Origin of the sequence: Burkholderia sp. BCC1208 (assembly GCF_902833095.1) — a bacterium.
In the GTDB taxonomy this organism is placed as follows: Bacteria; Pseudomonadota; Gammaproteobacteria; order Burkholderiales; family Burkholderiaceae; genus Burkholderia.
In genome coordinates this window covers 410,461-430,190 of sequence record NZ_CADFDY010000007.1, presented here as the reverse complement: position 1 = coordinate 430,190, position 19,730 = coordinate 410,461, and the positions used below count along the sequence as shown (strand labels likewise).

21 protein-coding genes and 1 pseudogene are annotated in these 19,730 nt (G+C 67.0%); 13 read left to right on the top strand and 9 right to left on the bottom strand.

From position 1 onward, the window contains the following. Window positions 1–120 precede the first annotated feature (120 nt). The 4 genes from HWX09_RS19230 to HWX09_RS19215 all read left to right on the top strand — a co-directional run bounded on the left by HWX09_RS19230 (window position 121) and on the right by HWX09_RS19215 (window position 4,632). On the top strand, window positions 121–1,335 hold the full coding sequence (locus tag HWX09_RS19230) for a porin (RefSeq protein WP_027781047.1): 1,215 nt from the start codon (window positions 121–123) through the stop codon (window positions 1,333–1,335). 297 nt (window positions 1,336–1,632) lie between these two features. Further along, on the top strand, window positions 1,633–2,871 hold the full coding sequence (locus HWX09_RS19225; RefSeq protein ID WP_027781046.1) for an ABC transporter substrate-binding protein: 1,239 nt from the start codon (window positions 1,633–1,635) through the stop codon (window positions 2,869–2,871). A 34-nt stretch (window positions 2,872–2,905) separates the two neighbouring features. Next, window positions 2,906–3,775: a sugar ABC transporter permease gene (locus HWX09_RS19220; RefSeq protein ID WP_027781045.1), complete on the top strand. Its 870-nt coding sequence runs from the start codon at window positions 2,906–2,908 to the stop codon at window positions 3,773–3,775. Further along, window positions 3,772–4,632: a carbohydrate ABC transporter permease gene (locus tag HWX09_RS19215; protein ID WP_027781044.1), complete on the top strand. Its 861-nt coding sequence runs from the start codon at window positions 3,772–3,774 to the stop codon at window positions 4,630–4,632. Before HWX09_RS19220 ends, HWX09_RS19215 begins: the two co-directional genes overlap by 4 nt. A 32-nt stretch (window positions 4,633–4,664) precedes the next feature. Here HWX09_RS19215 and HWX09_RS19210 read toward each other — a convergent pair whose 3' ends face one another. Continuing rightward, window positions 4,665–5,687: a LacI family DNA-binding transcriptional regulator gene (locus HWX09_RS19210; RefSeq protein WP_027781043.1), complete on the bottom strand. Its 1,023-nt coding sequence runs from the start codon at window positions 5,685–5,687 to the stop codon at window positions 4,665–4,667. A gap of 6 nt (window positions 5,688–5,693) precedes the next feature. Here HWX09_RS19210 and HWX09_RS19205 point away from each other — a divergent pair, with 6 nt between their 5' ends. Then, window positions 5,694–6,614, top strand: coding sequence for a phosphatidylinositol-specific phospholipase C (locus tag HWX09_RS19205; RefSeq protein WP_155257267.1), 921 nt, complete (start codon window positions 5,694–5,696; stop codon window positions 6,612–6,614). On the opposite strand, the gene HWX09_RS19200 is transcribed toward HWX09_RS19205, so the two are convergent. Together HWX09_RS19200 and HWX09_RS19195 are read right to left on the bottom strand one after the other, a co-directional pair. Then, the gene (locus tag HWX09_RS19200) at window positions 6,615–7,571 is read right to left on the bottom strand and encodes an alpha/beta hydrolase (protein ID WP_027781041.1); all 957 of its coding nucleotides are present in this window, start codon (window positions 7,569–7,571) and stop codon (window positions 6,615–6,617) included. A gap of 54 nt (window positions 7,572–7,625) precedes the next feature. Next, window positions 7,626–7,883 (bottom strand): annotated as a pseudogene (locus tag HWX09_RS19195) (LysE family transporter); the annotation flags it as partial. An 88-nt stretch (window positions 7,884–7,971) separates the two neighbouring features. Here HWX09_RS19195 and HWX09_RS19190 point away from each other — a divergent pair. Both HWX09_RS19190 and HWX09_RS19185 read left to right on the top strand, forming a co-directional pair. Further along, window positions 7,972–8,274: a type II toxin-antitoxin system HigB family toxin gene (locus tag HWX09_RS19190; RefSeq protein ID WP_027781040.1), complete on the top strand. Its 303-nt coding sequence runs from the start codon at window positions 7,972–7,974 to the stop codon at window positions 8,272–8,274. Between the two features lie 4 nt (window positions 8,275–8,278). Then, the gene (locus tag HWX09_RS19185) at window positions 8,279–8,641 is read left to right on the top strand and encodes a transcriptional regulator (RefSeq protein ID WP_027781039.1); all 363 of its coding nucleotides are present in this window, start codon (window positions 8,279–8,281) and stop codon (window positions 8,639–8,641) included. Window positions 8,642–8,713: 72 nt separating this feature from the next. Here the strand turns inward: HWX09_RS19185 and HWX09_RS19180 are convergent, their stop codons facing one another. Beyond that, window positions 8,714–9,325, bottom strand: coding sequence for a LysE family translocator (locus HWX09_RS19180; protein ID WP_027781038.1), 612 nt, complete (start codon window positions 9,323–9,325; stop codon window positions 8,714–8,716). A gap of 102 nt (window positions 9,326–9,427) precedes the next feature. Here HWX09_RS19180 and HWX09_RS19175 point away from each other — a divergent pair, with 102 nt between their 5' ends. Continuing rightward, window positions 9,428–9,955 carry a GNAT family N-acetyltransferase gene (locus HWX09_RS19175; protein WP_027781037.1) on the top strand — a complete coding sequence of 176 codons (528 nt, stop codon included), beginning with the start codon at window positions 9,428–9,430 and terminating at the stop codon, window positions 9,953–9,955. Between the two features lie 18 nt (window positions 9,956–9,973). On the opposite strand, the gene HWX09_RS19170 is transcribed toward HWX09_RS19175, so the two are convergent. Together HWX09_RS19170 and HWX09_RS19165 are read right to left on the bottom strand one after the other, a co-directional pair. Beyond that, window positions 9,974–11,035 (bottom strand): alkene reductase, encoded by a 1,062-nt coding sequence (locus HWX09_RS19170; RefSeq protein WP_027781036.1) that lies wholly within the window; start codon window positions 11,033–11,035, stop codon window positions 9,974–9,976. A gap of 81 nt (window positions 11,036–11,116) precedes the next feature. Further along, window positions 11,117–11,425, bottom strand: a complete 309-nt coding sequence (locus HWX09_RS19165; RefSeq protein ID WP_027781035.1) for a helix-turn-helix transcriptional regulator — start codon at window positions 11,423–11,425, stop codon at window positions 11,117–11,119. 245 nt (window positions 11,426–11,670) lie between these two features. Between HWX09_RS19165 and HWX09_RS19160 the strand changes: the two genes are divergently transcribed. Beyond that, window positions 11,671–12,381 (top strand): HAD-IA family hydrolase, encoded by a 711-nt coding sequence (locus tag HWX09_RS19160; protein WP_027781034.1) that lies wholly within the window; start codon window positions 11,671–11,673, stop codon window positions 12,379–12,381. Between the two features lie 85 nt (window positions 12,382–12,466). Next, a complete protein-coding gene (locus HWX09_RS19155) occupies window positions 12,467–13,636 on the top strand; it encodes a hypothetical protein (protein ID WP_027781033.1) in 1,170 nt (389 codons plus the stop codon). Between the two features lie 153 nt (window positions 13,637–13,789). Here HWX09_RS19155 and HWX09_RS19150 read toward each other — a convergent pair whose 3' ends face one another. Beyond that, a complete protein-coding gene (locus HWX09_RS19150) occupies window positions 13,790–14,131 on the bottom strand; it encodes a cupredoxin family copper-binding protein (RefSeq protein WP_027781032.1) in 342 nt (113 codons plus the stop codon). Between the two features lie 19 nt (window positions 14,132–14,150). Beyond that, window positions 14,151–15,095, bottom strand: coding sequence for a metallophosphoesterase (locus HWX09_RS19145; protein ID WP_027781031.1), 945 nt, complete (start codon window positions 15,093–15,095; stop codon window positions 14,151–14,153). Window positions 15,096–15,349: 254 nt separating this feature from the next. Here HWX09_RS19145 and HWX09_RS19140 point away from each other — a divergent pair, with 254 nt between their 5' ends. The 3 genes from HWX09_RS19140 (at window position 15,350) to HWX09_RS19130 (ending at window position 18,749) form a co-directional block, all read left to right on the top strand. Next, a complete protein-coding gene (locus HWX09_RS19140) occupies window positions 15,350–15,559 on the top strand; it encodes a hypothetical protein (RefSeq protein ID WP_027781030.1) in 210 nt (69 codons plus the stop codon). Window positions 15,560–15,639: 80 nt separating this feature from the next. Continuing rightward, window positions 15,640–17,391: an ABC transporter permease subunit gene (locus tag HWX09_RS19135; protein ID WP_027781029.1), complete on the top strand. Its 1,752-nt coding sequence runs from the start codon at window positions 15,640–15,642 to the stop codon at window positions 17,389–17,391. An 11-nt stretch (window positions 17,392–17,402) separates the two neighbouring features. Beyond that, window positions 17,403–18,749 carry a nitrate/sulfonate/bicarbonate ABC transporter ATP-binding protein gene (locus HWX09_RS19130; RefSeq protein WP_027781028.1) on the top strand — a complete coding sequence of 449 codons (1,347 nt, stop codon included), beginning with the start codon at window positions 17,403–17,405 and terminating at the stop codon, window positions 18,747–18,749. 27 nt (window positions 18,750–18,776) lie between these two features. Here the strand turns inward: HWX09_RS19130 and HWX09_RS19125 are convergent, their stop codons facing one another. Next, window positions 18,777–19,655, bottom strand: a complete 879-nt coding sequence (locus tag HWX09_RS19125; RefSeq protein ID WP_027781027.1) for a MurR/RpiR family transcriptional regulator — start codon at window positions 19,653–19,655, stop codon at window positions 18,777–18,779. Window positions 19,656–19,730 lie beyond the last annotated feature (75 nt).

Here is a 19,730-nt window from a genome sequence, read left to right as displayed (position 1 = left end):
TCCTCACCGTTTGCTGATTTGGGATAGAGGTCCGGAATTTTCGCTGGATAAAGTCCTGCCACCCATATCGACAACACCATCGATTTGCACTGCGAACCGATGAACATTGAGGGGCGGGACATGAAGAACGGACGACGACTGACCGCGGCCGCGGCAGCGGCTATGCTGGGTTGCCTGCATGCGCACGCGCAGACTTCGGGGAGCGTGACGCTGTACGGCACCGTGGACACCGGCATTATCTACTCGACCAACCAGCAGTTCATGCGCACCGACGGCAGCACGGGCGGCGGCCATGCGTGGCAGATGGGCGGCGGCAACCTTGTGCCGTCGCGCTTCGGCTTCCAGGGCGCCGAGCCGCTCGGCGGCGGCCTGAATGCGGTATTCACGCTCGAACAGCAGTTCCTGTCGGCGAACGGGCAGGCGCTGCAGGGCGGCACCGCATTCAGCCGGCAGGCATGGGTCGGGCTGCGCCAGGACGGGGTCGGCACGCTCGGCCTCGGCCGGCAATACGACTCGTACACCGACATGCTCGGTGCGTACGTGTCGAGCAACAACTGGGCGACGCCGTACGGCTCGCATCTCGGCGACGTCGACAACCTGAATGCCGCATTCAACTTCAACAACGCGGTGAAATTCACCAGCGCCGATTTCAACGGGCTCACGTTCGGCGGCACGTTCAGCTTCGGCGGGCAGGCCGGCGATTTTTCCGCGAAACGCGGCTATGCGGTGGCCGCGACGTACACGCGTGCGCCGGTGGCGTTCTCGGTCGGCTATCTCGACCTGCATCAGCCGCTCGACGCGGCGCTCGGCGGCGCGAGCGGCTATATCGGCGATTTCGCGTGCAGCAACCCCGGCGCGATGTATTGCCTGCTGCAGGATGCCGGCTCGATGCGCGCGTTCGGCGCGGGTGGATCCGTCACGTTCGGCGCGGCGACGCTCGCGCTGACCTACACGCATACGCGTCTGGGCGACAGCCGCTATTTCTCGACCGCCGCGCAGCCGCGCACGCAGGCGTTCACGTTCGACATCGGCGAGCTGAACGTCACGTACATGTTCACGCCGGCGCTGCAAGGCGGCGTCGCGTACATCTTCAACGCCGCGCATACGGACGGGCGCGGCACGACGCGGTTCCACCAGTTGAACGTCGGCACGAACTACAGCCTGTCGAAGCGCACGGCGCTGTATGCGGTCGCGATCGGTCAAATCGCGAGCGGCAAGGGGCTGGGCACCGATGCGGACGGCAACGCGACGAACTATGCGCAGATTCCGGTGCTCGCGAACAGCAATTCGAGCCGCCAACTGGCGGTGATGGCCGGGATTCGTGTGAACTTTTGACCTTGAACGGCGGGCGGGGGCACGCCGGTCGCGTGCCGTCGTGCGGTCTTCATGCGCGTGGGCGGCATCGGGCGATTGATGGAAAGCCTTGCTTGAAAAAAACCGTCCGTATGCTTGACTGAATGGACCCGGATTGACGGAATGCGCGCGTCAGGTTGCCCGGCTTGCGGCTTGCCACAATACCTTCACGGTCTGCGTGAACAATGGCGACGCTTCAGGCGACCTGACCTGTCGCCGGCGTTGCACACGTGTGCAACGCATGACCGTTCCGCTCCATACGCCGATCGAGAGAGACCCATGACCTTGCTGAGCCGCCTGCGCGCGCTGTCCGCCGCCCTTGCGTTGTCCTTCGCCGCCACGCACGCCGTGGCCGCCGATCTCGTCATCGCAGGCCGCGACGACATCTACGGCAAGGGGCTGGCCGACGCCGTCGCCGGCTTCAACAAGCTGCACCCGGGCACCGAGATCGAACTGCTCAAGCTGCCGAACGCGAACCTGTACCAGAAGCTCAAGCTGTCGATGCGCGAAGGCACCGGCGCCTACGATCTCGTGATGATGGACGACACGTGGGCGCCCGAATTCATCGCTAACGGCTGGCTGAAGCCGCTGCCCGCATCGCTCGCGGACGCCGATCTCGTGCCGTCCGCCGTCGCGCTCGGCCGCAATGCGGCTGGCGCGCTGTACGCGCTGCCGATCGTCGGCAACGTCGAGATGTTCGCGTACCGCAAGGATCTGCTCGCGAAGTACAAGCTGCAACCGCCGCGCAACTGGGACGACGTGCTGAAGATCGCGCAGACCGTCGGCGGCGCGGACAAGAGCGTGTCGGGCGTCGTGTTCCGCGGCACGAAAGGCAACCCGGTCGTCACGGGCTTCCTGCCGATCCTGTGGGCGTACGGCGGCGACGTGTTCGACCATGCCGGCAACGTGACGATCGATTCGCGCGAAGCGCAGGCCGCCCTGAAGACGTTCCTCGCGCTGAAGGCGTTCGCGCCGAAGGACGTCGACGTGTACGGCGCGGCCGAAGTGCGCGACGCATTGCAGCGCGGCACGGCCGCGCAGTCGATCGAGGTGTGGCCCGCCTGGGTGCCGGCGCTCGACGACCCGAAGCAGTCGCGCGTGGTCGGGCAGATCGCGCTGCAGCCGCCGCCGGGGCAGACCGCAGGGCCGGCGCCGATGCTCGGCATCTGGCAGATGGGCATTCCGAAGGACGCGCCGCACGCGAAGCTCGCGCAGGATTTCCTCGCTTACCTGAGCGCGCGCGATACGCAAACGCGCCTCGCCGGCATCGGCATTCCGCCGACGCGCCGCAGCGTCTTCAACGATCCGGCGCTGGTGCGCCAGTACCGCTGGTATCCCGATCAACTGAAGGCGCTCGAGGCCGGCCGCGCGCGGCCGCGCGTGAAGGACTGGCAGCAGGTCGAGAGCATTCTCGGCGATCAGTTGCAGCTCGCATTGACGGGGCAGGCCGCGCCCGATGCCGCGCTGCGCCAGGCGCAGCAGAAGATCGCGCAGGCGACGGCCGCGGCCGGCAAGTGACCGCGCACGTCAATCCGTCGGCCGGGGAGGCCGCATGAAAGCGTTCGGTCGCGGCCTGCCGTTCGTCGCGCTGCTCGGGCCGGCGCTGCTGGTGCTCGCCGCGCTTGCGCTGTATCCGGTCGCGCAGGTGCTGATCGACTCGTTCTGCCGGGTCGATTACTCGGCCGGCCGCCGCGCGTTCGTGGGGCTGGCGAACTATCGCGCGGTGCTCGGCGACGATGCGTTCACGGCCGGCTTCGGCAACACGCTGCGCTTCACGATCGTCGCGTCGCTCGCCGAAGTCGCGCTCGGTTTCGGCCTCGCGCTGCTGTTCGTGCGCGCGTTTCCGGGGCGGCGTATCGCGCTGCCGCTCGCGATCCTGCCGATGATGCTGTCCACGCTCGTGTGCTCGGCGATCTGGCGCAACTGGCTGAACTTCGACGGGTTCCTGAACGCGCTGCTCGCGGCGTTCGGCGTCGACGGCGTGCGCTGGCTGTCCGATCCGCACCTCGCGCTATGGTCGCTCGCGCTCGTCGACGTGTGGCAGTGGACGCCGATGGCGTTCCTGATCGTGCTGGCCGGGCTGCAGTCGATCCCGCAGGAACTGTACGAAGCCGCACGCACCGACGGCGCGAGCGAGTGGCAGTGCCTGCGCGACATCACGCTGCCGCTCGCGGCGCCGCAGATCGGCCTCGCGCTGCTGCTGCGCTCGATCGACACGTTCAAGCTGTTCGACAAGGTCTATGCGCTGACGGGCGGCGGCCCCGGCAATGCGACGCAGACGCTGTCGACCTACATCTACGATACGGGCTTCCGCTTCTTCAACGTCGGGCCGGCGAGTGCCGCGTCGGTGCTGATGCTCGCGGCGTCCGCGCTGCTGGTCTCGGGGTACGTATGGCAGACGGTCCGCAAGCGGCGCGCATGACGACGCAATCGGCAGGCATCTCGCGCGCACGAACGGGCGCCGCACTCGGTCACGCGATGCCGTGGGCGCTGCGCGTCGTCGCGCTCGCGCTGTTGCTGCTCCCGTGCCTGTGGATGGCCGGCGCGGCCTTCATGCCGACACTCGAACGCCTCGATCATCCGTTGCGGATCTGGCCGGCCGCACCGACCGTCGAGCATTTTGTGTCGGTGTGGTCCAACGGCATCGGCGCGCCGCTCGCCAATTCGCTGCTGGTCGGCTTCGGCACGACGCTGCTCGCGCTGGCGCTCGCGTTTCCGGCAGCGTACGCGCTCGTGCGGCTGCGGTTTCCGGCGCGGCTCGACCTGCTGTTCCTGGTGCTCGTGCTGGCGTTGAAGCTGATGCCGCCGATCACGATCGCGGTGCCGCTGTTCGCGCTCGCGAAGCGGCTGCACCTGCTCGATTCCACGCTCGGCCTGATGCTCGCGTATCAAATCTACGCGCTGCCGATGGCTATCTGGATGCTGCTCGCGTTCGTGCGCGACGTACCGATCGAATACGAGGAAGCGGCGTGCATCGATGGCGCGGGGCTCGCGCGGCGGCTCGTGCAGATCGTGCTGCCGCTGTGCGCGCCGGGGCTGATCGCGACCGCGATCTTCGTGTTCATCGCGGCCTGGAACGAATTCCTGATCGCATTGCTGTTCGTGTCGACGCCGAGCCGCTTCACGCTGCCGCTCGCGATCGCCGGCTACGTGACGGAGAACGGCATCGACTGGGGCGACCTGATGAGTGCGGGGCTGATGGCGTCGCTGCCCACGCTCGCCGTGGCCGGCTATGTGCAGCGCTACCTGTTGCGCGGGTTCGCGGGCGGGTTGAAGTGACGCGCGGCGCGGCCGCGCCCGGTCCGGCGTCGTTACGCGCAACTGTCCCGCACCACCTGCGTGACCGGTACGACGCACGTGCGCGACGGGCCGTCGAACGTCTGCATCCGGTCGGCGAGCAGGTCGATCGCCGCGTGCGCGAGGCCGCGCGTGTCCTGCCGCAGCGTCGTCAGCCGATACGCGTCGTATTCGGCGGCGGGGATATCGTCGAAGCCGATCACGCGCAGATCCTCCGGCACGCGCAAGCCGAATTCGCCGCGCGCGACGTCGATCACACCGAGCGCGAGCAGGTCGGACGAGCAGAACACGCCGTCGGGCCGCTCGCCGGTCGCGAACAGTTGCCGCGCGGCGTCGATCCCGCTGGCGTGGGTGTCGGACGGCGTGTCGAGCACGCGTACGAGCGTCGCGTCGAACGCGTCGCGTTGCCCGATCGCCTGCTCGAACGCCACGGCGCGCGACCGCGCGCTGTAGCTCGCGCCGCGCGGCCCGACGAACGCGAGCCGGCGCGCGCCGGCCCGCACGAGCCGCTGCGCGGCATGGGCGGCGCCCGCCGCGTTGTCGCTGACGACCACATCCGCGCCCGGCAGGTTCGCTTCGCGGTTGATCATCACGACCGGAATCCGGTGTTCGAGATACTGCTGCGCGACCGACAGCGGCGGCGATGCGGACGTCATCACGAGGCCCGCGATCCGGTAGCTCAGCAGTTGTTCGAGCGATTGCCGGACCTGGCGCGGATCTTCCGCATTGGTCACGAGCGGCGTGAACGCGCGCTGCCCGAGCGCGGCCATCAGGTCCGACAGCAGCCGCGCGCGGAACGGGTTCTCGAACCCGGCCGTCACGACGCCGATCATGCTGCTGCGCTGCGTGATCATGTCGCGCGCGATCAGGTTGACCTGGTAGCCCAGCGCACGCGCGGCGACCATCACGCGCTCACGTGTTTGCGGTGCGATGCTTGCCGTCGGCGAGAACGCGCGCGACACTGCTGAACGCGAGACGCCGGCCCGCGCCGCGACATCCGCCGCGGTGACCCACGGTTTTCTTTCCTTGTCATTCATCGATTCATGATCCCTTCGAGCCACGATACGTGCATGCCGCCTGCCGACTGGATGTCGGCGCTCGACGACGCGCGGCTGCTGCATACGCTGACCCTACCGGGCAGCCATGACACCTGTGCGTATACGGTCGACGATCGGCTGGTGCGCACGCAGCGAGCGCCGCTCGATGCGCAGCTCGCACATGGCGTGCGGCTGCTCGACATCCGCTGCCGGCACGCGCGCGATGCATTCGACATCCATCATGGCGGCATCGCGCTCGGCATGACGTTCGACGACGTGCTGGCAACCTGTACGCGCTTTCTCGATACGCATCCGCGCGAATGCATCGTGATGTCGGTGAAGGACGAGTGGCCGGCGCAGGCATGCACGCGCGGTTTCGATGCGACGTTCGACGCGCATCGCGCGCGGCATCCGCGGCTGCGCTGGCATGCCGGCGGCGCGCTGCCGACGCTCGGCGACGTGCGCGGCGCGGTCGTGCTGTTGCGGCGCTTTCGCAGCGGCCGGCCGCTCGGCATCGACCTGACCGCGTGGCCCGACAACGCGACGTTTACGATCGACCATCCGGACGGTGCATTCGTGATTCAGGACGAATATCGCGTGCCGGTGGCCGCGTCGATCGCGTGGAAGTGGCGCGCGATCGACGCGCTGCTGACGCATCTGCCGTTGCCGGACAGCGGCCGCTGGGCGCTCAGTTTCTGCAGCGGAACGGGGATGGGGGCGAATCCGTCGGTGGTCGCATTCGGCGATGGCCGCGTGCAGGGCATTCATGCGCGACTGGCCGAGCGCTTGCGCGAGCAGCGCGGCCCGCATGGCGCGGTGCTGCTCGATTTCTGCGACGACGACGACTGGGCGCTGGTGCGTGCGCTGATCGAATGCAACGATCATGTGCCAGCGCCGGGCACGTGGCGCAAGGCGTTTCGCTGTTAGTTAGCGAAGATTCGCGTTGAAGAATGCGAGTGCCTTCGCGTCGAACGAGGCGTGGAACGCGGTGCGATCGAATCCCTTTGCGTCCGTGCAGATGTCGGGCGCGTCGTGGGCCAGTTGTTCGGGGCACGGCGCGAGAAACGCGAAATGCGCGGAATTCGGCACGACGTGGAAGTCAGGCCGTTGCGGCAGCAGCGCGGCCAGCGCGGGGGCCGTGTCCGGCTCCACGCCGTCGCCGCCTGCCTCGGACGCCCAGAGCTGGATCGGTGCATGCACGTCCTTTAGCGTATCGGCCGTCGGGAATTCGTCGAGCGGATCGGCGAGCACGTAGGCCTTGATGCGCGGGTCGTGCGTCAGCGGCGCCTTCGGCAGGTCGCCGGCCCAGATCTGCTTGCAGATCGGCCAGGTCGGGTCAGGGCAGGCGACCGGCGCGTGTGCGAAATCCGGATTGCCGCCGGCGAGTACGAGGCCCGTATACCCGCCGCGCGAAAAGCCGAAGAAACCGACGCGCGCCCGGTCGATGTGCGCGGCATCCGGCGCGTGATCGAGCATGTAGTCCACCAGGCGCTTGATATCGGCCGGCCGCTCGACGAAGTCCTGCAGGTCGGTCGCGCGGCTCATGTCGGAGAACGTGTCGCCCGGATGGTTGATCGCCGCGATGACGAAGCCTGCATTGGCGAGCGTTTCGGCCAGATCGTGGTGGCCGAGGAATGTGCCGCCATGACCGTGCGAGATCACGACGAGCGGAAGCTTGTCGCCGGCGGTCGGGCAGTCGCGACGTCCTTTCAGTGTGTAAGGGCCGACCGTGAGCGTTTGCATCGCCTCCGCGCACGGCGTCCACACGATCGCACGCAACTCGGGGCCGGATGCATCGGCGGGGATCCGGACGAACTTGACACCGGCCGCGTGCGCGACCGTGGCGGACAGGCAGAGCAGGACAGTCGATAGCCAGGTTTTCATGTCGATTCCCGAGGCGACGGACAAAGGGAGGCGCGATGCGCGCCGCCCGGCGGCTTACCGCGTCGCGATCGCCACCGCGGCACCGGCCATCGCGGTCGCGCTCGTGCGGTTCGCGATCCGCTTCGCGCGGGCCGAGGTGAGCAACGCACGCGCACGCGAAGCGAGCAGCGACCAGAAGCAGTCGGCGAGAATCAGGATTGCCAACATCGTGCCGACGAGTTCGGCCCACGCGACGATGCCGACATGCGTCAGATCGACGATGGTCGGCAGCAGCGCGAGATAGAACGCCATGATCTTCGGGTTGCCGAGCGTGGCTGTAAATACATATTGGCAGAGCACCTGAATTAGCCAGCCACACGATCGCTTGTGATAGTCCCAATATGGGACTATAATGCATCGCATGCGAATCGTTGCCAAGAGAACCCTCCTGACCTTCATCGAGCGGCATGCGCAGTCCGAGCAGCAACTGCTCGCATGGTACGCGGAAGCATCGAAGGCGAACTGGAAGACCCCGCAGGACATCAAGGATCAGTACGCGAGTGCCAGCTTCATCGGTCGGAATCGGGTGGTGTTCAATGTCAAAGGAAACGACTTCCGACTGATTGTTGCGGTCGCGTACCAGGTCGGCGTCGTGTACGTGAAGTTTGTGGGAACGCACGCGGAATACGACAAGGTGGACGCGGTGACCGTGGAAATGGAGTAACGATATGGACATTCAACCGATTCGAACCGAGGCTGATTACGACGCCGCCCTGAAGGTGGTGTCCAGACTCGTCGACGCCGATCCGGCGCCGGGCACGCCCGAGGGCGACCAGCTCGAAATTCTCGCGATCCTCGTCGAGAAGTATGAGAGTGAGCATTTCCCGCTGCGGGCTCCGACGCCGGTCGAGGCGATTCGTTTCCGAATGGAGCAGGCTGGCCTGTCGGTGCCGGACATGCGACCTTACATCGGGAACAGCAACCGTGTGTACGAAGTGCTGAATGGTCGGCGCGAGTTGAGCTTGGCGATGATCCGTAGGTTGCACGAGGGCCTGCATATTCCGGCCGATGTGCTGATCGGGGCAGCCTGAAGCATTTGAGGGTGACTTGGTCGCTTCGAGCGTGATGCGCGATGTATCGCGCTTGCAGAAAAGAGGCGCCGCTCAGCGCGTCGCGATCGCCACCGCGGCACCGGCCATCGCGGTCGCGCTCGTGCGGTTCGCGATCCGCTTCGCGCGGGCCGACGTCAGGAATGCGCGGGCGCGCGACGCGAGCAATGACCACAGGCAGTCGGCGGCGATCAGCACCGCGAGCATCGTGCCGACCAGCTTGGCCCACGCGACGACACCGACGTGCGTGAGGTCGACGATCGTCGGCAGCAGCGCGAGATAGAACACCATGATCTTCGGGTTGCCGAGCGTGACCAGCATGCCCGCGACGAACATGCGCCACGGCGACTGGCCGCGCGGCAGGTCGTCCCCACCCGTATCGGTCGGCGCGCTCCACATCTTCCCCGCGAGGAGCAGCAGGTAAGCGACGCCGAGCAGCTTGAGCACGATCAGGCCCGTTGCGAACGTGCGCACGAACGCGGACAGCCCCGCGACCGCGAGCGTGAGCCACAGCGCTTCGCCGAGCCACATGGCGGCGAGGAACGGCAGCACGTCGCGCACGCCGTTCGTCAGCACGCGCGCGACGAGCGCGGCGACGCTCGGGCCGGGCGTGCCGGCCGTGACGAGCAGTGCGAAGGCGAAGACGGCGAGTGCGGACAACGTCATGACGGACCTCGTGGTTCGGGCGTTCGAAACCGTTCGAAACGATACGTATGAAGTTTCGATTATAGTGACGGCCGTTCCAGACCGCCTGCCTGAATTGCCGTCATGCCTGCATCGATTCTGATTCGTCCCGCCACGCGGGAAGACGCGGCCGCGATGGCCGCCGTGGAAGTCGCCGCCGCGCAGCGGTTTCGCACGATCGGCATGGCTGATATCGCCGACGGCGAGCCCACCGATGCGGCCGCCGTGCTGATGCGGATCGACGACGGTCGCGCGTATGTCGCGGTCGATCCGCACGGCACGTGCGTCGGCTTCGCGTTCTACCGGCTGCTCGATGCGCAGCGGTTGTATCTGGAGGAACTGGACGTCGCGCCGTCGCATGCCGGACAGCGGATCGGCGCACGTCTCATCGAACAGGTGATGGTGTGCGCGGCGCGGGAGCACGTCGAGCAGGTGGTGCTGTCGACGTTCCGCGACGCGCCATGGAACGCGCCTTACTACGCGCGCCTCGGTTTCCGGATCATCGACGATGCGGCGCTCGACGACGCGCTACGCGCGATCCGCGCGCACCACGTCGCGCTCGGTCTCGACGAAACGCGGCGCGTGTTCATGCGTGCGGACGTGCACGCCTGAACACGCGCCGTCGTGCCGTCAGGCCGCGTCGCTCAGCGCCGGGTAGTCGGTGTAGCCCGTTTCGCCTTCCGCGTAGAACGTCTCCGGCACCGGCTTGTTGAGCGGCGCACCGATTTCGAGGCGGCGCGGCAGGTCCGGGTTCGCGATGAACAGCTTGCCCCAGGCGATCGCGTCGGCGCTGCCGTTCGCGAGCGCGGCCTGCGCGGTATCGAGCGTGAACTGCTCGTTCGCGATCAGCGGGCCGCCGAACGCTTCCTTCAGGCGCGGGCTCAAGTGGTCGCCCGAATACGATTCGCGCGTGAAGATGAACGCGATCTTGCGGCGGCCGAGTTCGCGCGCGACGTAACCGAACGTTGCCGCCGGATCGGAGTCGCCCATCGTATGCGCGTCGCCGCGCGGTGCGAGGTGCACGCCGACCCGGCCGGCGCCCCACACGTCGATCGCCGCGTCGACCACTTCGAGCATCAGGCGGGCGCGATTCTCGATCGGGCCGCCGTACGCATCGGTGCGGCGATTGGTGCTGTCCTGCAGGAACTGGTCGAGCAGGTAGCCGTTCGCGCCGTGAATCTCCACGCCGTCGAAGCCCGCAGCCTTCGCGTTCTCGGCGCCCTTGCGGTACGCGGCGACGATGCCCGGGATTTCGTCGAGTTCGAGCGCGCGCGGCGTCACGTACGGGCGCTGCGGGCGCACGAGGCTCACGTGGCCGCCCGCGGCGATCGCGCTCGGCGCGACCGGCAGGTCGCCGTTCAGGAACATCGGATCGGAGATCCGGCCGACGTGCCAGAGTTGCAGCACGATGCGCCCGCCGGCCGCGTGCACGGCCTGCGTGATCTGCTTCCAGCCTTCGACTTGCTCGTCGGACCAGATGCCGGGCGTGTCGGCATAGCCGACGCCTTGCGGCGTGACCGACGTCGCTTCGGTAATGATCAGGCCGGCCGATGCGCGCTCGGCGTAGTAGCGCGCCATCAGCGCGTTCGGCACGCGCGCCGCGCCCGCACGGGAGCGGGTGAGCGGCGCCATCACGATGCGGTTCGGCAGGGTCAGGTCGCCGAGGGTAACGGGATCGAACAGTGTGGGCATGGCAAATAACCTCTTCACGAAAGGCGTGGAAGCCATCGCGTCATGTGCGATGGCGCCCCGCATGGCCGGTTCGGCCGTTGGCTAGAGTTCGCGGCGCAGGGCGTCGAGAAATGCGTCGATGACGGCCTCGTTGCGCCGGAAGAACGCCCATTGGCCGATCCGCGTCGACGTCACGAGCCCCGCGCGCTGCAGCGTGGCGAGGTGCGCGGAGACGGTCGACTGCGACAGCCCGCAGCGCGCGTCGATCTGGCCCGCGCAGACACCGTGTTCGTACGGCAGCGTCTGCTGCGGAAAATGCTCACCGGGCGTTTTCAGCCAGACGAGGATCTCCCGGCGCACGGGATTCGAGAGCGCTTTCAGGATCGCGTCGATGTCGAGTTCGGTCGGCATGGAAAGGGTGGGTGTTTCGATCAGGCAAACGGGTATCGTCGATGGGCGAATCTTATATCGTATTTTGACGATATGCTTGAAAGCACTGCCGGCAATGGGGTTGATAGCGTGCGACGATCGGGGGGCGATCAAGCGCGGCCGAAGTACGTTCGACGCGGCCGCCGGTTTCAGGCCATCTCGTCGACGATTCCCTATCGCCACCCGCGTAACATACGTGCCATCGCGCTTTGCATATGGAGTCGTTCATGCCTGTTCGGGCCGTCATATTCGATTTCGACCTGACGCTGGCGGATTCGTCCGCCGCGATCATCGCGTGCACCGAATATGCGCTGCATCAGCTCGGCGCCGCCGGCCCGACACCCGCGCGGATCAGCGCCGTGATCGGACTTCCGCTGCCGGACATGTTCCGTTCGTTGACGGGAGACACCGGTGCGGCGCGGGCCGATGCGTTCGCGCGGCATTTCGTGGCGCGCGCCGACGAGATCATGGTGCCCGGCACCCGTATTTATCCCGAAGTGCCGCCGTTGCTTGCGGCGTTGCGCGAGCAAGGGCTCGCCGTCGCGATCGTGTCGTCCAAGTTTCGCTACCGGATCGAGGCGATTCTCGGACGCAATGGCTTGCAATCGTTGGTCGACGTGCTGATCGGCGGGGAAGACGTGCAGCGCCACAAGCCGGACCCGGAAGGGCTCGTGCAGGCACTGGCGCGGCTGGGCTTGCCGGCTGCGGCGGCGATCTACGTCGGCGACCACGCCGTGGACGCGCAGGCGGCCGAGCGTGCCGGCGTGCCGTTCGTCGGCGCGGTGAGCGGCATGACGTCGTTCGACGCGTGGGTGCGCGCCGGCAAGCAGGCCGTGCCGACGCATATCGGCGAACTGGCCGGCATCGTGCAGCAGATGCAGCGTCGAGCGGGCGAAGCGTGCGCCGACGCCGAACCGGGTGCGCAACCGGCCGGCTGACCCGTTTTCCGCAACGGGCCGGCAGCGAGCGACGGATTCTGCGACCATCGCCGTTCAAGTCATATCCGCCACCCGAGCCGCCGCCATGTCCGTCATTTCCGTCGCCTTTGCCCGCATCCGACGCTCGCGTGCGTTGCCGGATGCTCGTGCCCTGTCATTCGCCGTTCCGCTCGCGGTAGCCTGGGCCGCGGCCGGCATGCTGGCCGGCGCGCAGCCGGCCGCAGCCGCCACGCCCACGCAGCGCGAACGTCTCGAAGCGCCGGTCAAGGCCGTCGCCGACCAGCGCGTGACCGTCGACACGCCGCAGGGCCGTGCGGAGCTGCCCGTCTACGCCGACCATCCGCTCGACCAGACCGCGCCCGACGTCACGCGGGTGTTCATCGTGATTCACGGCACGCTCCGTAACGCCGACGCGTACTACGCATCGGGGCGCAAGGTCGTCGAAAAGGCCGGCGCGACCGGCGCGGGCACGATGGTGGTCGCGCCGCAGTTCCTGACACGCGCCGATACGCGTGCGTTTTCGTTGGACGCATCGACGCTCGCGTGGACGCAGGAAGGATGGAAGGGCGGCGAACCGGCGCGCGAGCCGGGCCCGATCAGTTCGTTCGCGGCGCTCGACGCGTTGCTCGCGCATTTCGCCGACCGCGGCCTGTATCCGTCGTTGTCGACGGTCGTCGTGATCGGCCACTCCGCCGGCGCACAGTTGCTGCAGCGTTATGCGGTGGCGGGGCGCGAAGGCGACGCGCTCGCGCGCACCGGCATTGCCGTGCGCTACGTGGTCGCGAACCCGTCGAGTTACCTGTATTTCGACGACGAACGGCCGAATGCCGAGGCCCTTGCAGGCGGCGCCTGTCCGCGCGCGACCGAATGGAAGTACGGGCTGAAGTCGGCGCCGCCGTACGTTGCGTCGCAGGACGTGCGCGATCTCGAAACGCGCTACGTCGCGCGTCATGTCGTGTACCTGCTCGGGCAGGCCGACACGAATCCATACACGCATTTCATCGACCGCTCGTGCGCGGCGATGGCGCAGGGGCCGTACCGGCTGGCGCGCGGGCTCGCCTATTTCGATTACCTGAAGAAGCGGCATCCGGACGATCTCGCGCAGCAGGTCGTCGAAGTGCCGGGTGTCGGGCATGACGGCCTCGGCATGTTCACGTCCGCTTGCGGGCTGGCCGTGTTGTTCGGGCAGGCGTTGCCGCAGTCGTGTCCGGTCGTCGCCGGCACCGCGCCGGACCTGTGCGCAGCGGGGCAGTGAGCCCGCATGCAAGGCTCGCCCGTGACGAAAATCGATCGACCGGAAAATGCACGCATCGTGGGCGGCTCCGTTCACCTCGCGGGCGAACGGGACGACGGCCTTCGCAGGCGGCTGCCGCCCGTCGTTCGCTCGCGCGTGTCGTGGCGGCCCGCGTCATTCGACGGTGATCGTCTCCTTCATGTACGGATGAATCCCGCAGAACACCTTGTAGACGCCCGGCTTGTCGAAGCGGAACGCGTACGTCTCGTCCTGGTCGAGCGCCTTCGAATGAAAGATGCCCGCGTCGTTGACGACGGTGTGCGGCTCCGCATCGAGGTTCTTCCACGTGATGGTCGTGCCGGCCTTGATCGTGGTCGACATCGGCGAAAACATGAAATTGCGGATCGTCACGAGCGGGCCGTCCGGGCCCTGCGCGAATGCGGCGAGCGGCGTGCCGGCGGCCGCGCCGCACAGGATCAGCACCGCGATGACTCGAGATGGCTTGAAGCGGATCATGTCGGTCTCCTCGTATCGATCATGCGAGCGTCGCATCGTGCAGCGACGACGCGACCGGATGGCCGGCGAACTCGACGGTCGTCACGCCGAGCATCGACGGCAGCCGGTCGTGCGGCACCGTGAGCGGGACGGGACCCGGGCCGTTGCCGGCAGTCGGTTGCGGGAACGCGGTCGAGCGGGCGGTATGAAACGTCACGTTGCCCTCGACCTTCGACACGATCTGATGGATGTGTCCGTTCAGGACGGTGACCGAGCCGAAGCGGCGCAGTAGCGCCATCGTCTGCGGTGCGTCGCCGGTGCCCCAGCCCCACGGTTCGTAGATGGTCCACATCGGCATGTGCGAGAACACGACGATCGGCGTGCTCGACGAGCGGCCTTTCAGGTCCTGCGCGAGCCACGCAAGCTGCTCGTCGCCGAAGCTGCCGAGCCCGTTCGGCTTGAAGTGCATCACGTTGACGAGGCCGATGAAGTGCACGCCCGCATGGTCGAAGCTGTAATAGCCGCGATTATCCGACGCCTTGCCGAAGCGGCCGAAATATTCGGCGCCCGAACCGTCGGTGACGTCGTGTTCGCCGGGCACCGTATGCAGTTCCGGCACGCGCAGCGCGGACAGCAACTGCGACGCGTGGTCGAATTCCTCCGGCTTCGAGAGGTGCGTGATGTCGCCGGTATGGATCGTCAGCGCGGGCAGCGCGGGCATCCCGTTGACGAGGTCGATCGTCTGTTTCAGCGTGGCCGACACGTCGGGATTCGCGTCCTTGTTGAAGCCGATGTGCGTATCGCTGATCTGCACGAACAGCGGCCGGCCCGCGTCGGCCGGGCGCGCGTCGCCGGTCTGCGCGAGGGCGAGGTCGAACGGGGTGAGGATGCCGCCCGACAGCGTGAACAGCGTGCCGAGCCCACCGAAGGCCATGCACTGCAGGGCCTTGCGGCGCGACGGGCGGGTGGGGGTCGATGAAGACATGTAAGCCTCGCATTCGTGTGACGAAACCGGACGGCCGGATCGTCCTGGAATAAGCCGGCGCTTTCGCATGCGATACCGGCGACGCGGCGGATTTATTCCCGGCCGTTGCGAGATCGAACCCTCGTGTTGGCGCCCGACGGGGCGATGCGCGACGCCCGCCGGACGACCTGTCAATGTCCTGTAAGTGACACGTCACATTTGCGTCACGACCGCCCGATAGCCTCCCACTCCGAATCACCTCTCCGGAGCCCTTCATGCCGAGCCTCGCGGCAACGGACACGGTCGGTGCGGTCGGTCACCGCACGCGCACCTTCAGCCTCGCGCTGTTTTTTCTGATCATTGCCCGCGGCATCGCCCATGTCGGCATGCGTCCCGGCGTCGATTTCCGCTTCGTCAAGGAAGGCTCGGTGCTGCCGTTCGCGCGATCGGCCATCTCCTGCCGGGCACTGCACGGGCTGACCTGATTCGCACCATGGGTGCGACGCCCGGCCGCGCGGCACGCGGCCGGACCCATCGATTTTCAATTCGACACAAGACGCTACCGATGGATATCCGTTTCGATCCGAACCGCACCGCGAACGCCTCGGCGTGGCGCGTGCTGCCCAACCGCTGGGATGCCGTCGCGTTTCCGCTGATCATCTGCGTGCTGGCGATGGCGATCGTCGGTTTTCACCAGACGATGGCGCCGATCGGCGTGCTGCAGACTCAGAAGATCTCGCTGGATCCGTCGAACCTGCCCGAATACGCGCTGCGCACCACGCTGCGGATGCTCGCCGCGATGGTCGCGTCGCTTACGTTCACGCTCGCCTACGGCACGCTCGCCGCCAAGAGCCGCCGCGCGGGCATGGTGCTGATCCCGATCCTCGACATCCTGCAGTCGGTGCCGGTGCTCGGCTACATCTCGTTTACGGTCACGTTCTTCCTCGCGCTGTTTCCGGGGCGTGTGCTCGGTGCGGAGCTGGCCGCGATCTTCGCGATCTTCACGAGCCAGGCGTGGAACATGACGTTCAGCTTCTATCAGTCGCTGCGCACGGTGCCGCGCGACTTGAGCGAAGTGTCGCGCGGCTTCCATCTGACGTCGTGGCAGCGCTTCTGGAAGCTCGAAGTGCCGTTCTCGATGCCGGGCCTGATCTGGAACATGATGATGTCGATGTCGGGCGGCTGGTTCTTCGTCGTCGCATCGGAGGCGATCACCGTCGGCAACCAGACGATCACGTTGCCGGGCATCGGCGCGTATCTCGCGCAGGCGATCGCGGACAAGAATCTCGGCGCGGTCGGCTGGGTGATCGTCGCGATGTCGGTCGTGATCCTCGCCTACGACCAGTTCCTGTTTCGCCCGCTCGTCGCGTGGGCCGACAAGTTCCGGATGGAGAACACCGCGTCGGGCGATGCGCCGCAATCCTGGCTGCTCGACATGATGCGTCGCACGCATCTGATCCATCAGTTGCTCGTGCCGGCCGGCTGGCTGCTGTCGCAGGCCGCGCGGATTCCGCTGCGCGTGCCGGCGTCGAAGGGCACGCGGGTGCGCGGCGCATCGTCGCGCCGGTCGTCGCGCATCGGCGACGTCGTGTGGGGCGCGTTCGTGATCCTGCTAACGGTGTACGTCGTGTGGCGCGTCGTCAGTTTCGTCGCGACCGGCGTGACGATGGCCGAGGTCGGCCACGTGCTGGTGCTCGGGCTCGTCACGCTGCTGCGCGTGCTGGTACTGATCGCGATCGCCTCCGTGATCTGGGTGCCGCTCGGCGTGCTGATCGGGCTGCGCCCGAAGCTCGCCGAGAAGATCCAGCCGCTCGCGCAGTTCCTCGCCGCGTTCCCGGCGAACCTGCTGTTTCCGGTGTTCGTGATCGTGATCGTCCGTTTTCACCTGAACGCGGACATCTGGCTGTCGCCGCTGATCGTGCTCGGTACGCAGTGGTACATCCTGTTCAACGTGATTGCCGGCGCGATGTCCTATCCGAACGACTACAAGGAAGCGACGAAGAATTTCCGCATCCGCGGCTGGCAGTGGTGGCGCCAGGCGATCCTGCCCGGCATCTTCCCGTACTACGTGACCGGCGCGATCACCGCATCGGGCGGCGCGTGGAACGCGAGCATCGTGTCCGAGTTCGTGCAGTGGGGCGACACGAAGGTCGTCGCGCACGGTCTTGGCTCGTATATCGCGCAAACGACCGCCGCCGGCGATTTCCCGAAGATCATCCTCGGCATCGCCGTGATGTCCCTGTTCGTTACCTTGTTCAACCGCCTGCTGTGGCGTCCGATGTACGCCTATGCGGAATCCCGGCTCCGTCTCGATTGAGAGTAAGCGCGATGCAAAATTCGACCGTTATCAACGCCCCCGTCAAGACGTCCCAGCCGCTGCAGCCGCCCCGGCTCGGTGAAGAGATCCTGCGCGTCGAGCACGTGAACCGCGGCTTCAACAAGACGCAGGGCGAACTGCTCGTGCTCGACGACGCGAACCTGTCGCTGCGCGAAGGCGAGATCGTCGGCCTGCTCGGCCGGTCGGGCTCGGGCAAGTCGACGCTGCTGCGCATCATCGCCGGGCTGATCGAGCCGACCGGCGGCGAGGTGACCTATCTCGGCCAGCCGCTGCGCGGCCCGGCCGAGGGCGTCGCGATGGTGTTCCAGACCTTCGCGCTGTTCCCGTGGCTCACCGTGCTGCAGAACGTGGAAGCCGGGCTCGAGGCGCTCGGCGTCGGCGCGCGCGAGCGGCGCGAACGCGCGCTGGCCGCGATCGACCTGATCGGCCTCGACGGCTTCGAGAACGCGTATCCGCGCGAGCTGTCGGGCGGGATGCGTCAGCGCGTCGGGTTTGCGCGCGCGCTCGTCGTCGATCCGACCATCCTGCTGATGGACGAGCCGTTCTCCGCGCTCGACGTGCTGACCGCCGAAACGCTGCGTACCGACCTGCTCGATCTGTGGACGCAGGGCCGCATGCCGATCAAGTCGGTGCTGATCGTCACGCACAACATCGAGGAAGCGGTGTTCATGTGCGACCGGATCCTCGTGCTGTCGTCGAACCCGGGCCGCGTGATCGCCGAGATCAAGGTGCCGTTCAAGCACCCGCGCAACCGGCTCGACACCGATTTCCGCAAGCTCGTCGACGACATCTACGCGAAGATGACCGCGCGTCAGACCGGCGAGGCGACGAAGAAGGGGCTCGAGCTCGGCAGCTGGCTGCCGCGCGTGTCGACCAACCTGATGGCCGGCCTGATCGAGACGCTCGCGATGGCGCCGTACCATGGCCGCGCGGACATGCCGGAAATCGCGCGCACGCTGCATCTGGAAGTCGACGAGCTGTTCCCGATCGTGGAAGTGCTGCAGCACCTCGGCTTCGCGGACGTGCGCGAAGGCGACGTGTTCCTGACGCCGCCCGCGCGCGTGTTCGCGGAATTCGGCACGCAGGAGCGCAAGCTGATGTTCGCGGATCACCTGCTGAAGCACGTGCCGCTCGCCGCCCGGATCAGGAAAGTGCTGAACGAGCGTCCGGGTCACCGTGCGCCGCGCGTGCGCTTCGAGCAGGAACTCGAGGATTTCCTGTCCGACGAAGCGGCCGAGGAAACGCTCGACGCGGTGATCGACTGGGGGCGGTACGGGGAGGTCTTTTCGTACAACGACAAGACGGAAGTGTTCAGCCTGGAGGATGTCGAGAGTTGAGATCCAGGCCCGAATGGCGACCACGCGTCATTCGGGCAAATCGCGCTGGCTGGTATCCCACTCGATCCCGCCCGCGTTGAGCTGCTCGATCTTCTCCATCCGTTGCCGCGCCAGTTCCGGCAGCCGGTTCGTCACGCCGATCACCAGCGCTTCGGCGAGTGCCAGCGCCGGCACGTTGGTCTGCAGCATCGCGAAAGGGCGGCCCTGGATCCGCAGCACGATCTCCGCGAATTCGCCGATCGGCGAGCGCCATTCGTCGGTGATCAGCAGGATCCGGGCGCCCAGCCGATGCGCGGCCTGCGCGAAGCGAATGCTGCCCTTCTGATAGCGGCGAAAGTCGAAGATCACGAGCAGATCGTTGCGCCCCATGTCGGCCAGCGCGACGGAGGCGAGATTCACGTTCGGCTCGACGTACTGCACGTGCGGCCGTGCATAGGCCAGCGTGAACGAGAACAGCGACGCGAGCGGCGCCGTATAGCGGCCGCCGCCGCAGAAGACGCGCACGTCCGGATCGGCCAGCACCGCCACCGCTGCGTCGAACGCGGCCGCGTCGAGCCCTTCGATCGTGGTCGCGAGCGATTCGGACAGCCGCTGGAAAATCGCCGCATGGCTGTCGCGCATGCCCGTCTCCGAGTGGAATGCATCCATCCGCGCGAGCGGCGAATTCATCGCGGTGTCGATCTCGTCGTGCAGCGCCTGCTGGAACGACGAGTAGTTCGGAAAGCCGATCCGGACGACGAAGCGGAACACGGTCGGGTCGCTGACTTCCGCCTGCTTCGCAAACTGCGCGATGGGGCCCAGCCCGAGACTCGGATAGCGATCCAGCAACGCCTGCGCGACCTTCTGTTCCGACGGCGTGAAGCTATCCATCTGGGATAACAGCAACGCCCTGATGCTCGTCCCCATCGGCCCTCCGGCTCTCTATCTGAATTGAACGATCAAACGGCAGACGGGCGTCTGCCGGCAACTGCACGCATGTTA

Excerpts from the sequence above, each read along its gene's own strand:
- HWX09_RS19150 (WP_027781032.1), bottom strand. The coding sequence starts at position 14,131 with ATGATCCGCTTCAAGCCATCTCGAGTCATCGCGGTGCTGATCCTGTGC.
- HWX09_RS19210 (WP_027781043.1), bottom strand. The coding sequence starts at position 5,687 with ATGAATGACAAGGAAAGAAAACCGTGGGTCACCGCGGCGGATGTCGCG.
- HWX09_RS19135 (WP_027781029.1), top strand. The coding sequence starts at position 15,640 with ATGGATATCCGTTTCGATCCGAACCGCACCGCGAACGCCTCGGCGTGG.
- HWX09_RS19170 (WP_027781036.1), bottom strand. The coding sequence starts at position 11,035 with ATGCCCACACTGTTCGATCCCGTTACCCTCGGCGACCTGACCCTGCCG.
- HWX09_RS19165 (WP_027781035.1), bottom strand. The coding sequence starts at position 11,425 with ATGCCGACCGAACTCGACATCGACGCGATCCTGAAAGCGCTCTCGAAT.
- HWX09_RS19190 (WP_027781040.1), top strand. The coding sequence starts at position 7,972 with ATGCGAATCGTTGCCAAGAGAACCCTCCTGACCTTCATCGAGCGGCAT.
- HWX09_RS19225 (WP_027781046.1), top strand. The coding sequence starts at position 1,633 with ATGACCTTGCTGAGCCGCCTGCGCGCGCTGTCCGCCGCCCTTGCGTTG.
- HWX09_RS19205 (WP_155257267.1), top strand. The coding sequence starts at position 5,694 with ATGATCCCTTCGAGCCACGATACGTGCATGCCGCCTGCCGACTGGATG.
- HWX09_RS19230 (WP_027781047.1), top strand. The coding sequence starts at position 121 with ATGAAGAACGGACGACGACTGACCGCGGCCGCGGCAGCGGCTATGCTG.
- HWX09_RS19155 (WP_027781033.1), top strand. The coding sequence starts at position 12,467 with ATGTCCGTCATTTCCGTCGCCTTTGCCCGCATCCGACGCTCGCGTGCG.
- HWX09_RS19145 (WP_027781031.1), bottom strand. The coding sequence starts at position 15,095 with ATGTCTTCATCGACCCCCACCCGCCCGTCGCGCCGCAAGGCCCTGCAG.
- HWX09_RS19125 (WP_027781027.1), bottom strand. The coding sequence starts at position 19,655 with ATGGGGACGAGCATCAGGGCGTTGCTGTTATCCCAGATGGATAGCTTC.
- HWX09_RS19160 (WP_027781034.1), top strand. The coding sequence starts at position 11,671 with ATGCCTGTTCGGGCCGTCATATTCGATTTCGACCTGACGCTGGCGGAT.
- HWX09_RS19215 (WP_027781044.1), top strand. The coding sequence starts at position 3,772 with ATGACGACGCAATCGGCAGGCATCTCGCGCGCACGAACGGGCGCCGCA.
- HWX09_RS19175 (WP_027781037.1), top strand. The coding sequence starts at position 9,428 with ATGCCTGCATCGATTCTGATTCGTCCCGCCACGCGGGAAGACGCGGCC.
- HWX09_RS19200 (WP_027781041.1), bottom strand. The coding sequence starts at position 7,571 with ATGAAAACCTGGCTATCGACTGTCCTGCTCTGCCTGTCCGCCACGGTC.
- HWX09_RS19130 (WP_027781028.1), top strand. The coding sequence starts at position 17,403 with ATGCAAAATTCGACCGTTATCAACGCCCCCGTCAAGACGTCCCAGCCG.
- HWX09_RS19220 (WP_027781045.1), top strand. The coding sequence starts at position 2,906 with ATGAAAGCGTTCGGTCGCGGCCTGCCGTTCGTCGCGCTGCTCGGGCCG.
- HWX09_RS19185 (WP_027781039.1), top strand. The coding sequence starts at position 8,279 with ATGGACATTCAACCGATTCGAACCGAGGCTGATTACGACGCCGCCCTG.
- HWX09_RS19180 (WP_027781038.1), bottom strand. The coding sequence starts at position 9,325 with ATGACGTTGTCCGCACTCGCCGTCTTCGCCTTCGCACTGCTCGTCACG.
- HWX09_RS19140 (WP_027781030.1), top strand. The coding sequence starts at position 15,350 with ATGCCGAGCCTCGCGGCAACGGACACGGTCGGTGCGGTCGGTCACCGC.